Below are 17705 nucleotides of genomic sequence, written 5' to 3'. Positions count from 1 at the left end.
CCCTAGAGGCCACCCCCGAGAGGGTCGAGTGGTGCATGCGGCAGCTGCGCACCAGCTTCAGCCGCACCGCCCTGGCCGACCGCCACCAGCAGCAACCGGCGTTCTCGGCCCTCGCCTGGATGTGGGATGCCCTCGTCGCCCCGCCGCTGGCGGCGTCTGTGCCGCCGCCGGTCCCCGGAGCACCGCTGCCGCGCGTGTGGTGGGTGCCCACCGGACCGCTCACCGCGCTGCCGCTGCACGCGGCCGGCCATCACCGCGACGGCGGGCCCGCCCTCGTCGACCGGGCCGTGTCCTCGTACACCCCGACCGTGCGCGCGCTGGCCGCGGCGCGTACGAGGAGCGGCGGAGCGGCGCTGCCCGCAGGCGACCGCCTCGTGGCCGCGGTGTCCGCCGCCCCGGGCGCCCGCCCGCTCGGCAGCGCCGCGGCCGAGGCCGGCCTGGTCCGGTCCTCGGCACCCGGCGCGGCGTCGGTCCTGCTGGATGCGCAGGCCACGCGGGAACGTGTCCTGGCGGAGCTGCCCCGCCACGCGTGGGCGCACTTCGCCTGCCACGCGGTGCCCGATCCGCACACGCCCTCACGCAGCAGACTGCTGCTGCACGACCGGCCGCTCACCGTCGCCGACGTCTCGGCTCTCGACCTGCACGGCTCCCGGCTCGCGTACCTGTCCGCCTGCGAGACGGCGGTCACCGGCCCCCGCCACCAGGACGAGGCGATCCATCTGGCCTCCGCTTTCCAGCTCGCCGGATTTCCGCATGTCGTGTCGACGCTCTGGTGGCTGCCGGACCGTGCGGCGCTGCGCCTCGCGAAGGAGATGTACGAGGAGTTCCGGCAGGCCGCGGAGGACGGGGCGGACACCGCCGGAGCCGTCCATGCCACGACCTGCCGGGCCCGGCGGGAGATGTTCCCGCACCTGCCCGGCGTGTGGGCGGCGCTGATGCACGTAGGACCGTGACGTGCGGGGCCGTGACGTGCAGGGCCGTGACAGGTAGGACCCTGATACGTAGGCCCGTGACATGTAGGGCCTGTGAAACACCGGATCGCCCGGTGTCACTCTTCGCCCGGCGCCTCCGGGGAGCCTGGCGGCGCGGGCAGGGGATCATGTCCCGGCGCAGCCGAGACACCGGCCGGGCCCGTGGGTGCCACGGTCGGTTCGGCGATGCCGTCGTCCGGTGTGTGGCCGCGGCCCTCGGACGCGTCGGCTTCCTGCAGCTCGCGCTCGAACGGGGTGAGTTCGGTGTCGTCGATCCCCATCACTCCTCCGTCATTCCTCTGCCATTCCTCCGTCATTCGTCCGTCGCCAGGGGTGCGGCCGGGGTGTCCCGGCCCTCGGTGGGCGTGGGCGGGGCCGGGGGCGGCAGCACGACCTCCAGTACGTCCGCGTCGGCGGCCCGTACGAGCAGCCCGCCCGTCCCCTCGACCCTGCGCAGGAAGCTGCCGTCCGGCCCCATCAGCCAGGCCGCCTGGAGGTACAGCTCCGCCGGGTGCGGATAGGACGTGGCGTACGACCGCGTGCTGTACCAGCCGCCGACCCAGGCCCCGTCCCGCAACCGCATCCGGACGAAGCACGAGCCGCGCTGCCGGAACAGCTGGTCCCACGCCGTCGGGATGCCGCGGTAGCGCACGGTGCGCCGCCTGCGCCGCTGCCAGGAGGTGACACCGGCCGCGGCGGCCGCCGGTGTCAGCACGAACAGGACCAGGACCGCGACTCCGGTGAGCCGTGGTTCCCGGGTGAGGTGGGACCAGCCGTCGTGGCCGACGCCCCTGGCCAGGGACACGAGTTGAGGCCCGAGGACGATGAGGTACAGGGCGTCGAGGACCACGGACGCCGTCACCGCGCGCAGCACGCGCTCGCCGGGATTCCGCTCGCCGGGCACCGGGCCGCGCCAGTACTCCCGCAGGAACTGATAGGTGATCCCGGGCAGCACGACGAGCACCAGCAGGGCCGCCTGCAGCACCGTCGACGGAGCGCCGCCCATCACACACCGCCGGGCCCGATGTCGGGATCCTGGGCCATCCGCGCGGTGGCGACGGCCGCGGCGGCCAGCGCGCCCAGGACCGCGAGTACGGTGACGGTGACCCACGGCTTCCGGTCAGTCAGCCACAAACCGGCCTGCTGCTGCGCCACGTTCAGCCACACAAGACCCGCAGCGGCACCCGCCCACGCCACCCTCAGCAGACCGCGGCGCACCGTCGTCAGCTCCGCGAGCAGCAGGGCACCCGCGCCCAGCACCGACACCGCACACACCAGCACCGCCGGTTCCTGCCCGGCACCCAGCAGCAGCCCGCCCACCACGACGAGGCCGGCCGCGTGCGCGACCCGGCGCCGCACGCCACGCGGCCCGCCGCGCCGCACCGGGACGGCGACCACGGTGGCTGCCATGAGATCACCGACAAGGAGATACCCGTCCACCCCGTCCTGCCCCCTCCCGGCCCTGCCACGACCTGCCATTTCAGCGTACGCCAACTCGCCCGGGCACAAGCCGGGTCGGAGGCCGTCGCGACCCCGCCCAAGGCCGCGCCCGGGCGGGCGGCGGCACCCGTTCAACGGCTACTTCGTGTGGGAACTCGGCCAGATGTCGGGGCCAGCGGCTACGGTGCATATGTGCAGATCAACTGGGCGGAGGCGCAACCCGGGACCGCGCTGCTGCTGGCAGCCGCTCCCGCGGGCAAGGGACGGCTGCTGGACGCGAACAGCGTGGTGCCCGCGCTCGCCGCCATTCCACCATCCGCGTGGGCCGCCGCCACGCTCATCGAGCTGACCGACCCCACCGAGCCGCAGGCCGTGCTGACGCGCATCCGTGCCGCGGCCGCCACGAGCGGTCCGCTCACCATCGTGCTCGTCGGCCAACTGCAGCTCGACCGCCGCCAGCACGCCGTCCACCTGGCACTCGCCCGTACCACGCCCGCGACGACCCGCTACACCGCCCTGCCGTGGTCCTGGCTCATCCGCGAACTGCGCCAGCGCCGCCCCGGCACCACCCTCTACGCGGACCTGGTCGCCGACGCGGAGGTGTGGGAGCAGCTGCTCGACGAGCCGCTCCCCTTCGGCAACAGCACGGTGTACGGCGTCATCTCCCCACCGCCGGGGCGCCGGCGGATCGCCCAGCCCCGGTACATGCACGCCCTGGCACAGATCCTGCGCACCGGCCGGCGCGGCGCCCCCGACCAGCTGCACCACGCCGCACTCCACCGCGTGGACACCGAGGGCGCCATCGTCCTGGGCCCCGAGCAGCCCGCTCCCGCGCAGACCATGCCCACCCCTGCCGTGCTGCCCGCCATCGTCGCGAACGTTCCTGAGCCGCCCGGGAATCCGGCCCTGGCCCCCGCCCCGGCGACACCGCCCCGGCCCGAGGCCCAGGCGTCCCCGCCCCTGCCCGACCAGCGGGCCGTCCCACCCGTCCACGTGCCCGGCGAGACCGTGATACCGGCCGCGGCCGAGCCGCATGAGCAGATCGCCGCCCTGTCGAAGGCCGGCCGCCATCGCGAAGCCGCCGAGCTGGCGGCCGCCGCCGAGCAGCGGGCCGTTCGGACCTACGGAGCCGACACGTACGCGGCCGTCCACTGGATCGAGGTCCGCGCCTTCATCACCTCGGTCGCCCAGGACCATTCCGAGGCCTGCCAGTTGTGGCTCCAGGCCGCCGAGGCCCGCCTCGACACGCTGCAGCAGGCTCCCGACGCCCGCGACGTCGAAACCGCTGTGGACGGCGCCCACCACCAGTGGATGCACCTGCGCGACGCGACCGCCGCCCGCGCGCTCGCCACCCGCCTCATGGCCCTCCGTCACCGTGTCCCCGGCCGTCAACGAGGCGCCCTCGAATCCCTCCAGAAGACACTGGCACGACTCAACGGACCGTCTCGTCACCAGGGTCGGTAGCCGACGGCAGGGAGGCCGCAGCGGGCTCGGGCGGGGTGGGGGCTGTGTAGAAGACCGAGGCGCCCTGCTTGGTGCGTTGTGCCTGGTTCCTGGCGACGAGGTTTTCGAGGGTGGTGCGTACGACGGTGGTCTTGATGCGGCGGTCGGGGTGCGCCTCGCCGAGGGCGACGGAGATGTCTGCCGCGGAGCGCGGGTCGCTGTGTTCGGTCAGGTCACGGCGGATCAGTTCGATCAGGGTGGGCTGGGCCGTCTTGGCGTCTGCGGTGGCCGTTGGCGGCTTCTTCGCGGACTGCTTCTTCGCCGTCGCGCGGCCCTGCGCTGCCGTGGTCTTCTTCGTCCGGGTACCGGACTCGGCGGCGGGCCTCTTGCGGGGAGCGGGCACGGTGGGGCTGAGGCCGGAGTCCGCGGGCTCAGTGGTGGGGGCCGCGGCTTCCAGTGCTTGCTGCATGTTGACCAGCACGGTGTGATCGTGTCGCAGCATGGCCAGCCGCTCCTGCAGCGTGGTGATTTCTGCGCTGATGCGCTCCTGTTCGTTGACGTTGCGTTCGAGGTCGCCGGTCACCTGGGTGAGGTACTGCGATGTCAGTTCGGTGGCGGGGACTGTGGTATCGGGCATGACATTGACCTTTCCTCGGTTCGTGGCCGTGGCGTGGGGCTGGCGGCGGCTGCGGAACGCGGTGCCACCGCACCCTGGGCGGATGCTGCGACATGGCAGCTCGCCGCACCTGCTCAGGCCTTGGCGTAGAGATAGTACGGACAAGCGGAGCCGGTTGCTCCTCGCGGAGTCGGATGCCTTCGGCTCCACCGCACCACCGAGAGGTCGCAAGTCGGGGTGGGCGCACCCGATTCACCGGATGGGAAGCCCGCCTTGACCGGGCTGACCGGGCTGACCGGGTTGGCAGGGTGGGCCGGGTTGACCGCCGCGATGCGCCTGCGGCGCCGGCCGGCAGTGTGTTTCGTCGAAGGGTGTGACAGGGAGCTCGATGCGCCGGTGGGGAGCGCGTCCCAGTCCTGAGCGCCACTTGAGGTCGAAGCCGCGCCGGTAGAGGAGACAGAGGGCGAGGGGAAGGGAGGCGCAGGGCCGGGCGGCCCGGTCGGCGGGGAGGTGGGTGTTGAGCGCGTTCGACAGTGCGGTGCCCGGGGTGAGGTCGATGACCGTCGTACGCGGGTGGAGCCGGGCCACGACCTTCCGCAGGGCGGTGGCGTTCGGAGGTTCCGCGGGCCGGTGGGAGGGGGAGTCCGTGGCCGTCAGAGCCGTGGCGAGGTCGGTCTGTCCACGGACGACGCGGGCGGCGCGGGCGCCTGCGCCATGCGCCAGTACCAGCTCCGGCACGGCCCCGAAGCCGGCGAGTACGGCATGGTGGGCGACCAGCCGGACGACATGGTGCTGGGCCGGCGACCAGCGGGTGGCCGGCAGCAGGCGTTCCGCCTCGGCCAGCACCCGCGCGCAGCCGGGATATCTCGCGGCATCGGTACGCAGCCGCGCCAGGGCGGGCGAGAGCGGCAGGCCGGGTTCCGGTTCAGCGGTGTCGCCCATGGTGAGCACGAGGGGAGGAGGGAGTGCGCCGGTGGCGGTCGGTGGCGCCGGGAGACGACCGGTGTGGTCGGGGAGGGCCAACGTGGTGAGTTCGGCGAGGAGTTGGGTGGTGTCGTCGACGACCCAGGCCATCCGGAAGGCTTGGTGGTCGCGGCCCAGGGCGAGTACGTCCGCGGCGTCGGCCAGGGGGAAGCCGGCCGGGTCGGCGGCGATGACGGCGCGCAGCCGGGCCGCGAGGGTGCGCAGGGTGTCGCTGCTCGCGGCCGAGAGCGGGACGAGGTGGTCTCCCGGGTCGGTCCGGGCCGGACCGCGGCCGTCTTCGCCTGTCCTGGTGCGGCGAGGTTCGTGGGCGAGGCGAGGTTCGCCGGTGAGCGGAGACCCCGCGGCCGCCAAGGGTCCCTCGTCGGTGTGGCGTTCGGCGGTGTGGCGTTCCGCGGTGACGGCTTCCTCGACGATGAGGCGTTCCGCGGTGAGGCGCTCCGCAGTGAGAGGTTCCGCGGTGAGGGGTTCCTCGACGATGAGGTGGGCGTTGGTGCCGCTGATGCCGAAGGCGCTGATGCCCGCCCGGCGCGACTGCCCGGAGCGGTCCGGCCACGGCCGGCGGCGGTCGGCGATCCGCAGTGTGGCCGGGTCCAGGCCGAGCAGCGGGTTCGGGGCGCGGAACTGCGCGGTCGGAAAGATCTCGTGGGTACGGAACTGGGCGATGACGCGGACGAGTCCGGCGAAGCCCGCCATGCCTTCCAGGTACCCGAGGTGCCCCTTCACCGACGACACGGTGAGCGGGCAGCCGGTCTGCCGGGCCGCGTCCGCGAAGACGGAGGTCAGGCCCTGAACTTCGATGGGGTCGCCGATGCGGGTGCCGGTGCCGTGCGCCTCGACGTAGCCGATGCTCGCCGGGTCGGCTCCGGAGTCGGCGAGGGCGGCCGAGATGACCTGGGCCTGGCCGGCCGGGCTCGGAGTGGTCAGCCCGCTGCGGCGGCCGCCATCGTGACGGACGGCGCTGCCCGTGATGACGGCGTGCACCACGTCGCCGTCCCGTATGGCGTCGGCGTACCGCTTCAGCAGGACGAACCCGCCGCCCTCGCCGAAAGTCGTCCCGTCCGCGCGCTCGTCGAATGGGCGGCAGCGGCCCGTGGGGGAGAGGAGCCCCAGGTCCCCGGCATCCGCCGCCCGTCGGGGAGGCGGGCCGCACAGCATCTGGTAGCCGCCGACCAGCACCAACTCGTGTTCTTCGCAGGCGAGTTTCCGGCGGGCCTCATGTACGGCGACGAGGAAGGACGCACAGGCCGCGTCGATGACCAGCGCGCCACCACGAAGGTCGAGGAGGTAGGCGATACGGCCCGGGGCGAAGGCCGGGGAGCTGCCGGCGAGCTCCGGCCCGATGAGCGGGCGGCCGTCCGGGCCGGGCGGCGGGCCGAGCACGGGGTCCGGCCCGCCGCTCGCCGCGACGAGTACCGCCGCGTTGCGGCCGCGCAGCTCGCCGGGGGAGTAGCCGGCGTGCTCGATGGTGTGGACGGCGAGCTGGAGCAGCCTGCGGTGGCGCGGGTCGATGCGGCGGGCTTCGGCGGGGGACAGGCCGAAGTGGCGGTGGTCGAAGCCGGTGATGTCGTCGATCCAGCCGCCTTCCTGGTGGTCGGGGGACGGTGTGGCACCGGTCCGCGCCGCTCGCCGTGGCGGGAACGGCCGTACGGCGGTGCGGCCGGTGCGCAGGAGGTCGAGGAGCGCGGCCCAGTCCGAGCAGCCGGGGAGTTCGAAGGCGAGGCCGATGACCGCCACCGCCCGCTCGTCCGGCGGTGTGCGCTCGGTACGGCTCACAGCTCGACGACCTCGGAGGACTGAGCTGGCGCGGAGGGCTGTGGTGGCGCGGAGGGGTGAGGTGGCGCGGAGGGCCCGCTGTGTCCCCCGGAGTCCAGGGCGGCCGCCAGGTCGGCGACGGTGGGGTGTTCGAAGAGCCGGCCGATGGTCAGGCCGGGGTGATGGCGGCGCAGCATGGCGAAGACCCGCAGCGCTTTGAGGGAGTCGCCGCCGACTTCCATGAAGCGGTCGTCGCGGCCGATCTCCGTGCGGCCGAGCACCGCACTCCAGATGCCGGCCACCAAGCGCTCCGTTTCGGTACGCGGCGGAGCCGTGGGCGGCCCGTCGTGCGGGTCCGGCAGCACCGCGGAGGGCAGTGCGGCCACGTCCACCTTGCCGTTCGGTGTGACGGGAAGGGCGGTCACGCGGTGCAGCCGGTGCGGGATCAGCGCCGGCGGGAGGGTTCTGCGGAGCCGTTCGCGGAGGTCGGCGGCGGGGACCGGGAGCTCGGTGGCCGGGGCCGGTTGTTCGGTGGCCGGGACCGATGGTTGGGCGGCCGGGGCCGGTGGTGCGGCGGCCGGGTCTGATGGCTCGGTGGCCGGGACCGGTGGCTCCTGGGCGACATAGGCGACGAGTTCCAGTGGGGCCTCGGGGTCCGGCCCCGGTCTCTCCCCCGTGACGAAAGCCTGCCGGACGTCCGACAGAGCGAGCAGGGCGGCTTCGATCTCGCCGGGTTCGACGCGGTATCCCCGGATCTTCACCTGCCGGTCGGCCCGGCCGAGGAATTCGTAGTGGCCGTCGGAGTTGCGGAGCATCAGGTCGTCGCTGCGGTAGAAGCGTTCGCCGTGATCGTCGGTGGTGAATTTCCGCTCGGTGAGTTCCCGGTCGCCCCGGTATCCGTGAGCGAGGCACTGCCCGCCGATGTACAGGATTCCCGGGCTGCCGTCGGGAACCTCTCTTCCGGCGTCGTCGAGCAGCCGCACCCGTGTCCCGTCGATCGGTGAACCCACGGGTATCCGCGGGCGGCGGACATCGGCTTCGGTGATCCGGTGGAACATCATGGCCATGGTGGTCTCGGAAGGGCCGTAGGAGTTGACGACCGGTAATTCCGGGGCGGCTCCGAGAAGAGCGGCGGCCAGCCGAGGCGGGAAATTCTCCCCTCCGACGAAAAGCATACGGCGGGGTAGGAAAGCCGCGATGTCATGCTGGTTGGCCAATGCCCCCAGCAGGGAGGGGGTGGATTTGAGGCTGTCCACCGGGTGGGCGCGCAATTCGGCTGCCAGGGCCGTCGGATCGAGGGTCGTATGCCGGTCGTAGATATCCAGTCGCGCACCGCTGAGCAGGGCTCCGAAGACCGAGTGCAGACCGAGATCCGCGGCGAATGTCGTCATCAGGCCGAAACTCGCGGCCGGTACGGGGTGGATATAACGCCAGAATGCGCGGCGGTGGTTGAGGACGGCGCGGTGTGGCACTTCCACGGTTTTGGGGGTTCCGGTCGACCCCGACGTGTGCACCAGATAGGCGATGTCCTCGGGGTCGGCGTCCGCCGGGGCCCGGAAGGGCGCCGTGGGCAGGGATGCGTCCGGCACGCAGACCGGTACCGAGGATTCCGGCAGCCGCGCCAGATGGTGCTCGTCCACGAGAATCGCGTCGGGGCGGGTGACGGCCAGCAGGGCGTGGAGGCGCTCGTCCGGGTCCTCGGGGTCGAGGTGGACGTAGGCCGCACCGGCTCCCCAGGCGCCCAGCGCGGCGACCGCGCACCGAGGGGACCGGCTGAGCAGGGTGGCGACCGTCGCCCCGCGTCCTGCGGTGTGCCGCTGGAGCCACTGGGCGACGCCGCCCGCGGCACCGGCGAGATCGCGATAGGTGAGAAGGGTTTCGTGGTGCCGGACAGCCGGGCGCGCGGCCGCTTCCGCGGCCACTTCCTGAAAGACCCAGGCGGCAGATCGGTAGGGCGTTAACGCACCGTCCGTATGCGAGACATTCTCGACGCCTTCACCCATCGCTACCATCCTCACTGTCTGTAGAGGGATTTGGATCTGCGGATCCGGCGTGCGCTTGTGGCGCACGCGCGTGACGAGCGACGTTGTCCGCGGGGCCGGTACCGGCGACGTTTCTCGGTACAGCGCTCGGTACCGCACTTGGTACCGCGCGGGGGGCGGGATTTCGCACTCTAGGACACCGGATGACGACCTGACCACCCCTGTCTTCCGTAATTACACGTCATCACATACGGAAACTCACGTACCTTGACACTCACAGGCCTTCGTGGGCTACTAGGAGAACGGGGGGCTCATGCGCGGGCTGTGCCCCCGTTCACCGAAAACTCTTGTTGATCACCTATTGATCACCTATCCCACCGGTTCCGGTAACGGACGCGGGAGTTCCGGCACGTTCAGGCTTGGGGGGCCGATGGGCGACTTACCGACGTACGGGGACTGGACACCGATCACCGTGGCATTCGCGCGGCAAGCCCGGGCCCATCCGCGCCGGTTGGCGGTGCGCGGGGAAGACGGAGAATTGACCTACGGCGAGCTGGACTCCCGTTCCGGTCGCCTCGCGCGGTACCTCCAGGATATCGGTGTACGTCCGGGAGAAGTCGTCGCGGTGGACGCGATCCGGCAGACCCCCGCTATCGTCGCCCTGCTGGGAATACTCAAGGCCGGTGCCGCCTATCTCGCCCTCGACCACCGCTATCCGCCGGAGCGCCGGCGACTGGTGCTGCGCGACTCCGGAGCCAGGTACACGCTCACGCACCAGGACCGGGCCGCGCCCCCGCTGCCCCCCGGATGCACCGCCCTACCGCTCGACACGGACTGGCCCGACCTCCCGCCCCACGACAGCGGCGTCACCCCCGCGCACACCGCCTACCTCGCCTATACCTCGGGGTCGACGGGTGCCCCCAAAGCCGCGGTCATCCCGCACCGCGCCGTATCCCGGCTGGTGCTCGGCGATGCCACGCCGGCGATCCGGGACGACGATGTGTTCCTGCAGTTCGCTCCGTTCGCTTTCGACGCCTCCACCTGGGAGATCTGGGGCCCCTTGCTCAACGGAGCCCGCCTCGTCCTCGCCCCGTCCGGAGAGCTGACGACCGAGGAACTGGCCAAGGTCGTCCGCTACGAAGGCGTCACCATGCTCTGGCTGACGGCCGGCCTCTTCCAGCGGGTGACCGAGGTCGCACTGGCGGAACTGCGCGGACTGCGCTGCCTGTTGGCCGGTGGCGACGTCCTCTCCCCGTCCCATGTCAACCGCGCCCTGGCGGCGCTCCCCGGCACCACCGTGATCAACGGCTACGGACCGACCGAGAACACCACGTTCACCTGCTGCCACCCCCTCACCGCACCGGTGGACGGCCCGGTGCCGATCGGCCGACCGGTCCAGGGCACCGGTGTCTATGTCCTGGACGCCGCGCTGCGGCCCGTTCCCGACGGGGAGATCGGTGAACTCTGTGTGACCGGGGCCGGGCTCGCGCACGGCTACCTCGGCAGGCCCCGGCTCACCGCGGAGAGGTTCGTGGCGGATCCTTTCTCCGGGCAGCCGGGGAGCCGCATGTACCGGACCGGGGACCTCGTACGCCGGCTCGCGGACGGTACCTTCCGCTACGAAGGGCGCACCGACCGGCAAGTCAAGATCCACGGTTTCCGGGTGGAACCCGGCGAGGTGGAGGCGGCCCTCGCCGCGCTCCCCGAGGTCGCCGAAGCGGCCGCGGTCGCCCAGAGCGAACCGGCGGGCGGCAAACGGCTGGTCGCCTTCGCCGTCGCCCGGCAGGGCACCACGCCCTCGACGCTGCGGATCCGCGCCGCGCTCGCCGCTGTCCTGCCCGCCTACGCCGTCCCGTCCCTGATCCGCCTGCTCGACGCGCTGCCGCTGACCCGCAACGGCAAGGTCGACCGCGGCGCGCTGGCGGCGGACACCACCACCGCACGCCCCGAACTGCGGGCCGCCCACCGGGAACCGGGCACCCCCACGGAACGCGCCGTGACCGCGTTGTGGGCGGACCGGCTCGGCATCGCGGGGATCGGCGCCGACGACGACTTCTTCGAACTGGGCGGTCATTCGCTCCTCGGGGTCGGCATCCTGGACGAACTGCGGCGGGAGTATGGCGTCGACATCTCCCCGCTGACCTTCTACCTCGGTCCCACACCGGCCGCGCTGGCCGCCGCGGTGGACGACGGGCGGGCGGACGGATGGGCGGACGGGCGGACGGACGGGCCGGCCGGCAGGCGGGAGGACGACGCATCGTGACCCCGACCGCGAAGCCGCGGCAGCTGCCGGAGCCGGACCTGGAACACATCGACTTGTTCGACCCGGAGTTCCACGCCACCGACGCCCCGCACGCCGTGTGGGCGGCGATGCGGGCGCGGGCCCCGCTGCACCGCCAGGTCCTCCCCGACGGCCGGGCGTTCTGGTCGGTGACCCGGTACGCGGACGCCTGCCGGGTCCTGGGCGACCACCGGTCCTTCACCTCGGAGCGCGGGAGCCTGCTGCCGCAGCTGGGACAGGGGGATGTGTCGGCGGGGAAGATGCTGGTGTCCACCGATCCGCCCCGGCACGGGCGGCTGCGGCGGCCGCTCGTCGCGCCGCTGTCGGTCCGGGCGGTGGAGGCCTGGGAGGCCAGGGTCAGGGAAGCCGTGGTGGCCTTCCTGAGCCCGGGGCCGGACGGTGGTGTGTGGGATGTGGCGCAGCGGGCGCTGCGGCTGCCGATGGCGGTGGCGGGCGCGTTGCTGGGGCTGCCGGAGCGGGACTGGGACGACCTGGTGCGGTGGACCGCCATGGCGGCCGCCCCGGCCGATCCCGCGTTCCGCACGGGCGGCCAGGGCGCGACCCTCGCCGTGGCGCACCACCAGCTGTTCGCGTACTTCTCCCGGCGCCTGCGGGAACAGCGCCGCGACGACCTCGCCGAGGGGCTGCTCCCCCATCTGCTGACAGCGGCGCCGGACGGCGTGCCGCTGACCGAGGAAGAGGCCCTCTACACCTGTTACAGCCTGCTGCTGGGGGCCAATGCCACCACCCCGCACACGGTCGCCGGCACGCTGCTGGCGCTGAGTGCGCACCCCGACCAGTTCGCGCGGGTGGACGCGGACCGCGCCCTGATTCCGTCGCTGGTCGAGGAGGGGCTGCGCTGGACGTCGCCGGCCAGCAGTTTCCTGCGCTACGCGACCGCCGACACCGAGCTGAGCGGTGGCCGGGTGCGGGCCGGGGACGCGGTGGCGGTGTGGATCGGTTCGGCCAACCGTGACGAGTCGGTGTTCGCCGATCCGCACACCTTCGACGTGGGGCGCGAGGACAACCGCCATATCGCGTTCGGGTACGGACCGCACTACTGCCTGGGGGCCGGGCTCGCCCGGCTCACCTTCCGGGTCCTGTTCGACGAGTTCTTCCGGCGTTTCGCCGCGGTGGAGGTGGCCGGGCCGGTACGCCGCCTGCGGTCCGTCTTCGTCTCCGGCATGACGCGGCTGCCCGTACGGACCCCGGCGCGCCCGGCCCGGACGTGAACCGCGGGGCACGCCCGGAGTCCGGGCACCGGCTCCGGAACGGCGGGTCCTTCCTGCGCACCCGAGCTGACGCGACCTCACGCACGCGACCTCACGCACGCGACGCTACGAATGCGAGGTGTCCGAGCATGACCACAGCTGCCGAACCGGCGCGCTGGCTGCTGAGGGAGCCGTCGGCGGAGGCGAGGGCGCGGATCTTCTGCTTCCCCTACTCCGGTGTGGGGGCGTCGATGTTCAATGCCTGGCCCCGGTGGGCCGGCGGGGCGGAGATCTGCCCGTTGCAGCTGCCCGGCCGCGAGAACCGTATCCGTGAGCCGCACTACGGCACGTACGAGGCGCTGGCCGAGGCACTGGCCGGTGGGCTGGCGCCGTGGCTGGACCGTCCCTTCGCCTTCTTCGGCCACTGCGCGGGCGCACTCCCCGCGTTCGAGACGGCGCGCCTGCTGGCCGGGCGCCGGCTGCCCGTGCCCCGCCGGCTGTTCGTCTCGGCGCAGGTCGCTCCGCACCACTGCCCGCACGACCGGTTCCTGGACATGACCGACGACCAGCTCCGGGCGGAGCTGGCCCACCTGGCGGTGCTGCGCGGGGGGCGGCCGCATCCGGCGCTGCTCGATCTGGGACTGGCCGTCCTGCGCGAGGACCTCGGCGCCAACCGCGGCTACCGGCTGGCGGAACCGGTGCGGGTGCCGTTCGGTGTGACCGTACTGCACTGGGCCGATGATCCCGAGGTGACCCAGGCCCAGCTCAAGGGCTGGGAACACTACGGGGACGAGGTGCGGTTCGCGGTACTCGACGGCGGCCACTACTCCTTCCTGTCCGCTCCGGCCACCCTGCTCGAGGCGTTGTCCGAGGCTGTGGCGTGAGCCGCGCCACGGTCTTCGCCCTGCCCGGATACCGGCGGCTGCTGGCCGGGCGCACGCTCTCGTTCCTCGGTACGGCCCTGATCCCCACCGCGCTGACGCTGGCCGTGGTGAAGGCGACCGGGGACGCGGGGGACCTGGGGATCGTGCTGGCGGCCGAATTCGTGCCGCAGCTGCTGCTGCTCCCCCTCGGCGGAGCGCTGGCCGACCGCGTCCCCGCCCAGCGGGTGGCCGTGGCCGCTGACCTGGTGCGCGGGGCGGCCCAGCTGGTCATCGGGATCGAGCTGCTGTCCGGCGCGGTCCGGATCACGGATCTGGCCGTGCTGTCGGGGATCACGGGGGCCGCGGTGTCCTTCGGCGTCCCGACGATGTCGCCGCTGCTGACGGCCGTGGTCCCGCCCGAGCGGCGGTTGCCGGCCAACAGCCACTTCGGTGTCGCGCGGGGGCTGGCGCTGGTGGCCGGTCCCGGGGTGGCGGGGATCGTGGTGGTCACGGCCGGTGCCGCCTGGGCGTTCCTGCTGACGGCCGTGCTGTTCGCGGTCGCCGCGGGCACACTGGCCGGGGTCCGGGTCGGCCGGCGGGAGCGGCCGCGTACCGCTGTGCCGTTCGTACGGGATCTCGCCGAGGGCTGGCAGGAGGTCCGCCGCCGTCCGTGGTTCTGGATGAGTCTGTGCGGCCACGGCGTGACCAACTTCGCGGCCGGTGTGCTGACGGCTCTCGGCCCGTTGATCGCTGTTCACGGGCTGGGTGGTGAAGGCGTGTGGGTGGTGATCTATCAGGCGGGTATGGCGGGCATGGTGCTCGGTGCGTTCGTCGCGCCCAGGCTGCCGGTCCGCCGTCCGCTGGTGGCCGGCTCGGCCTGCGCGGCGCTCTACGCGCTGCCGCTGGTCACGTTCGCCGTACCGGTGGCCCTGGGGCGGTGCGGCGGTGGCTACATGGGCGGACGTGGCGGCCTACAGCGTCGCCATGCTGGGGGTCGGCGTGCTCAACGCGCTCTGGCTGACGACCCGCCAACTGCGCTTCGCTCCCGATCTGCTGGCCCGCGCCGATTCGTACGACGGGCTGCTGTCCCTGTCGGCGCGGCCGCTCGGCCTCGCGGTCGCCGCGCCGGCCGCGGCGCTCATGGGGGAGGCGGTGCCGCTCGTGGTCGCCGCGGTCCTGGTGGTGGCGGTCAACCTGGCGGTCGTCGCGCTGCGCGATGTCCGCGCGTTCTCGGTCCCCCGTCCTTCGGATACGGCGGTGCAATCTCCGACATGAGGAGCCCCACGGTATGAATCTTCATGCTTCTGCTCGTCGTGGCCGGCCGGGTCGGCTGCGTCGGTTCCGGCGCAAGGTGTGTGTGGCCGCGGCGGTGGGCGCCGCTGTCCTCACCCTCGGTGCGCCGGCCCCGCCGCCGGCCCGGGCCCCCGGCGCGCCCGCGCCCGTACCCGCGCCCGCCGCCCGTTCGCTGGCCGACGAGCTGGCGCATGCCGTGACCGGCAGGGGCGCCTGGCGGCATCTGGCGGCCATCGAGGCGGCGACGACGGCGAACGGCGGGCACCGGGTCACCGGTTCGGCGGGTTACGACGCCTCGGCGGACTACCTCACCAAGGTGCTCACCGCGGCCGGATACCAGGTCGAACGGCAGCGTTTCACCTTTCCCGACTTCGAAGTGACCGCCGAATCAGGCGTGTTGAAGGCCCCGGAAGTCAGGACGCTCCATCCCGTCATGGCGAACTTCTCCCGCTCCACCCCCGAGGGCGGAGTGACGGCCCAGCTGGTGGTGCCGTCCGGTGAGGACACCGGCTGTGCGGCCGCCGACTACGCCGGCGCCGACGTCACCGGAAAGATCGTTCTGGTCCGGAAGGGGAAGTGCTTCCTGACGGACAAGCAGCGACTGGCGGCGGACGCCGGAGCGGCGGCGCTCTTGATGAACGTGGACCTCCCGCAGACCGGGCTGAACCTGCGCCACCGGATGAATCCGCCGTCCGCGGCCCGCATCCCGACCGCCACGGTGACGCGTGCGGAGGCCGAGCAGCTGCTCGCGGACATGCCGGCGGCCGGCCCTGTCACGCTCACTCTCGACCTGCGTGGCCGGGCGACCACCAACCGGGCGTACAACGTGCTGGCCGACACCCCGACCGGGCGGGCCGGCAACACGGTGGTGATGGGGGCGCACCTCGACAGCGTGGACACCACCCCCGGCGCCAATGACAACGCGGCGGCCGCGGCGATGCTCCTGGAAACCGCGGTGCAGCTGGCCCCGCGCCGGGACCGGGTGGAGAACCGGGTGCGGTTCGCCTGGTGGGCGGCAGAGGAGAAGGGGCTCTCCGGGTCACGGTATTACGTGGACGAACTGACCGGGCAGCAGCGTGACGAGACCGCGCTCTATCTCAACCTGGAGATGATCGGCTCGCCCAACTTCGCACGCCAGGTGTACAACGGCCGTACCCTCGACGGCCCCGCGCCGGACGGCTCCGAGCAGATTTCCCGGGCCCTGAACGGCTACTTCGCCACACGCGGCCTGCCTACCGTGGGCCTGGCGCTGGATCACCGCTCCGACCACGACCCGTTCATCGCCGCCGGTATCCCGGCGGGGGGCGTGAACGCGGGTGCGGACACCGTCAAGACGCCTGAGTGGGCGGAACTCTTCGGGGGGACGGCGGGCCAGATGCTCGACCCGTGCTACCACCAGCGCTGCGATACGCCGGCCAACGTGAACCGGACGATATTCGGTCAGTTCGGCAGGTCGATGGCGTGGGCCCTGGGCCGGTACGCCGTCGACACCTCCGAGGTCAACGGCCGTCGATGAGCCCCGTCCACCGCTGAAGCGAAGGAGCCCTCGCGATGCCTGCCCCCGTACCGCCCGCCCCCGCCGACGGCGGCCCGCGCAAGACGCTGGCCGTCGTGTACGACGAGGGAGCGGCCCGCCCCGGTGACCTCGCCGTCGGTCTCGCGGACTGGGCCCGGTGCGTGTTCGTGGCCGCGCCCAATGAGCACACCCGGGCGATGCAGCCGCTGCTCGCCCGTTTCGGCCCCGTCGTCATGGCCGAGGCGCCCGGCCGGGCCGCCGCGGAGCTGCGCGCCCACCGCCCCGACGCCCTGGTCACCTACAGCGAGGCGGCTCTCGGCCTGGCCACCGAACTGGCCGCGGCGCTGGGGCTGCCGTTCCACGACCGGCATGTGCACGGCCTGCTGACGGACAAGTGGCGGCAGCGTGAGGCACTGCGGGTGGCGGGAGTCGACGCGGTGCGCTGTCACCGTATCGAGTCGGCGGGCGACTGGGAGCCGGCGCTGGCCGCGACCGGCTTGCCCGCGGTTCTCAAACCGGCACACGGTGGCGGCAGCCGCAACACCTTTCCCGTCGACGACGCGGCGAGCGGGCTGGAGCTGGTGCGCCGGACCCTGGCCCTGGAACGTCCCGGCCTGGTGGCGGGCGGGGGGCTCGTCCTGGAGGAGTACCTGATCGGCCGGGACTGCGGTCCGTTCGGTGACTACGTGTCCGTCGAGAGTCTCGTACGGGGCGGTGAGGTCACCGACCTGGCGGTGACCGGCAAGTTTCCCATGGTGCCGCCGTTCCGGGAGACCGGGCGGTTCTGGCCCTCGCCGCTGTCCGCCGCCGAGGAGGCCGGGGTGCGGGATCTGGCCCGGCGCGCCGTCGAGGCGCTCGGGGTACGCGAGGGGCTGACGCACACAGAGGTGAAGCTCACGCCACGGGGGCCGCGGATCATCGAGGTCAACGGGCGGCTGGGGGGATGGATCAACGAGCTGGCCGGGCGGGCTCAGGGGTGCAGTCTGGTCGAGGTGGCGGCCCGCGTCGCGCTCGGCGAAGCGGTGGCGCCGCCCCCCTTCTACCGGGGACGGGTGTACTTCCAGCTCATCCACCCCGCCCCGCGCACCCCGTGCCGGCTGCTGGCCGTCGACGGGATCGAGGAGGTCAACCGCATACCGGGGGTCACGCTCTACCGCCCCTACGCGCGTCTGGGTGCGCCGCTGCCGGGCGGGGTGCAGATGCGGGAGCTGGATGTGGTGACGGGGGAGGCGGACGATATGGCCGGACTCGCCGCCACCGCGGCGAAGGTGGACGCCACCCTGCGCTACCGCTTCGACTTCTCCGGCACCGAATGCGCCGTCACCGGCGCAGAGTTGGGAACCCTATGACCAG

The 17705-nt window shown here is 72.9% G+C and carries 14 protein-coding genes; 8 read left to right on the top strand and 6 right to left on the bottom strand.

Annotated features, from left to right (window positions below):
* Positions 1 to 953 (top strand): CHAT domain-containing protein (locus tag AZE13_RS27640; protein ID WP_220127608.1); only part of this gene is annotated, 953 nt, incomplete at its 5' end.
* A gap of 95 nt (positions 954 to 1048) precedes the next feature.
* On the opposite strand, the gene AZE13_RS27635 is transcribed toward AZE13_RS27640, so the two are convergent.
* From AZE13_RS27635 to AZE13_RS27625, 3 genes are read right to left on the bottom strand one after another with little or no spacing between them, the layout of a single operon-like run.
* A complete protein-coding gene (locus AZE13_RS27635; protein ID WP_066937762.1) occupies positions 1049 to 1252 on the bottom strand; it encodes a hypothetical protein in 204 nt (67 codons plus the stop codon).
* Positions 1253 to 1284: 32 nt separating this feature from the next.
* Entirely contained in the window at positions 1285 to 1977 is a 693-nt protein-coding gene (locus AZE13_RS27630) for a DUF6338 family protein (RefSeq protein ID WP_066937759.1), read from the bottom strand.
* Positions 1977 to 2381 carry a hypothetical protein gene (locus AZE13_RS27625; protein WP_147264737.1) on the bottom strand — a complete coding sequence of 135 codons (405 nt, stop codon included), beginning with the start codon at positions 2379 to 2381 and terminating at the stop codon, positions 1977 to 1979. Before AZE13_RS27625 ends, AZE13_RS27630 begins: the two co-directional genes overlap by 1 nt.
* Positions 2382 to 2603: 222 nt before the next feature.
* Between AZE13_RS27625 and AZE13_RS27620 the strand changes: the two genes are divergently transcribed.
* Positions 2604 to 3875: a hypothetical protein gene (locus tag AZE13_RS27620; protein ID WP_066937754.1), complete on the top strand. Its 1272-nt coding sequence runs from the start codon at positions 2604 to 2606 to the stop codon at positions 3873 to 3875.
* Here the strand turns inward: AZE13_RS27620 and AZE13_RS27615 are convergent.
* The 3 genes from AZE13_RS27615 to AZE13_RS27605 all read right to left on the bottom strand — a co-directional run bounded on the left by AZE13_RS27615 (position 3844) and on the right by AZE13_RS27605 (position 9209).
* Positions 3844 to 4491, bottom strand: a complete 648-nt coding sequence (locus AZE13_RS27615; protein ID WP_066937751.1) for a hypothetical protein — start codon at positions 4489 to 4491, stop codon at positions 3844 to 3846. The two genes, AZE13_RS27620 and AZE13_RS27615, sit on opposite strands and share 32 nt — an antisense overlap.
* A gap of 231 nt (positions 4492 to 4722) precedes the next feature.
* A complete protein-coding gene (locus AZE13_RS35865; protein ID WP_066937748.1) occupies positions 4723 to 7227 on the bottom strand; it encodes a polyketide synthase in 2505 nt (834 codons plus the stop codon).
* Positions 7224 to 9209, bottom strand: coding sequence for a non-ribosomal peptide synthetase (locus AZE13_RS27605; protein WP_079124430.1), 1986 nt, complete (start codon positions 9207 to 9209; stop codon positions 7224 to 7226). The genes AZE13_RS35865 and AZE13_RS27605 overlap by 4 nt, the downstream gene beginning before the upstream one ends.
* A gap of 409 nt (positions 9210 to 9618) precedes the next feature.
* On the opposite strand from AZE13_RS27605, the gene AZE13_RS27600 reads away from it, so the two are divergent.
* The 6 genes from AZE13_RS27600 to AZE13_RS27575 all read left to right on the top strand — a co-directional run bounded on the left by AZE13_RS27600 (position 9619) and on the right by AZE13_RS27575 (position 17701).
* Positions 9619 to 11451, top strand: coding sequence for a non-ribosomal peptide synthetase (locus tag AZE13_RS27600; protein ID WP_079124429.1), 1833 nt, complete (start codon positions 9619 to 9621; stop codon positions 11449 to 11451).
* On the top strand, positions 11448 to 12701 hold the full coding sequence (locus AZE13_RS27595; RefSeq protein WP_258528022.1) for a cytochrome P450: 1254 nt from the start codon (positions 11448 to 11450) through the stop codon (positions 12699 to 12701). The genes AZE13_RS27600 and AZE13_RS27595 overlap by 4 nt, the downstream gene beginning before the upstream one ends.
* A 128-nt stretch (positions 12702 to 12829) precedes the next feature.
* The gene (locus tag AZE13_RS27590; protein ID WP_066937740.1) at positions 12830 to 13564 is read left to right on the top strand and encodes a thioesterase II family protein; all 735 of its coding nucleotides are present in this window, start codon (positions 12830 to 12832) and stop codon (positions 13562 to 13564) included.
* Positions 13561 to 14835 carry an MFS transporter gene (locus AZE13_RS27585; RefSeq protein WP_066937737.1) on the top strand — a complete coding sequence of 425 codons (1275 nt, stop codon included), beginning with the start codon at positions 13561 to 13563 and terminating at the stop codon, positions 14833 to 14835. Before AZE13_RS27590 ends, AZE13_RS27585 begins: the two co-directional genes overlap by 4 nt.
* A gap of 65 nt (positions 14836 to 14900) precedes the next feature.
* Positions 14901 to 16352: a M28 family peptidase gene (locus AZE13_RS27580; protein WP_258528021.1), complete on the top strand. Its 1452-nt coding sequence runs from the start codon at positions 14901 to 14903 to the stop codon at positions 16350 to 16352.
* A gap of 35 nt (positions 16353 to 16387) precedes the next feature.
* On the top strand, positions 16388 to 17701 hold the full coding sequence (locus AZE13_RS27575) for an acetyl-CoA carboxylase biotin carboxylase subunit family protein (protein WP_066937735.1): 1314 nt from the start codon (positions 16388 to 16390) through the stop codon (positions 17699 to 17701).
* Positions 17702 to 17705 lie beyond the last annotated feature (4 nt).

The organism is Streptomyces sp. NBRC 110611, assembly GCF_001590865.1.
Taxonomy (GTDB): domain Bacteria; phylum Actinomycetota; class Actinomycetes; order Streptomycetales; family Streptomycetaceae; genus Streptomyces.
The sequence above is the reverse complement of the archived record's forward strand: the minus strand, read 5'-3'. Positions and strand labels throughout refer to the sequence as shown.

Bases quoted from the DNA above. Each gene is read 5' to 3' on its own strand.
- AZE13_RS27630 (WP_066937759.1), bottom strand. From the start codon at position 1,977: ATGGGCGGCGCTCCGTCGACGGTGCTGCAGGCGGCCCTGCTGGTGCTC.
- AZE13_RS27600 (WP_079124429.1), top strand. From the start codon at position 9,619: ATGGGCGACTTACCGACGTACGGGGACTGGACACCGATCACCGTGGCA.
- AZE13_RS27615 (WP_066937751.1), bottom strand. From the start codon at position 4,491: ATGCCCGATACCACAGTCCCCGCCACCGAACTGACATCGCAGTACCTC.
- AZE13_RS27625 (WP_147264737.1), bottom strand. From the start codon at position 2,381: ATGGCAGCCACCGTGGTCGCCGTCCCGGTGCGGCGCGGCGGGCCGCGT.
- AZE13_RS27605 (WP_079124430.1), bottom strand. From the start codon at position 9,209: ATGGGTGAAGGCGTCGAGAATGTCTCGCATACGGACGGTGCGTTAACG.
- AZE13_RS27590 (WP_066937740.1), top strand. From the start codon at position 12,830: ATGACCACAGCTGCCGAACCGGCGCGCTGGCTGCTGAGGGAGCCGTCG.
- AZE13_RS27635 (WP_066937762.1), bottom strand. From the start codon at position 1,252: ATGGGGATCGACGACACCGAACTCACCCCGTTCGAGCGCGAGCTGCAG.
- AZE13_RS27575 (WP_066937735.1), top strand. From the start codon at position 16,388: ATGCCTGCCCCCGTACCGCCCGCCCCCGCCGACGGCGGCCCGCGCAAG.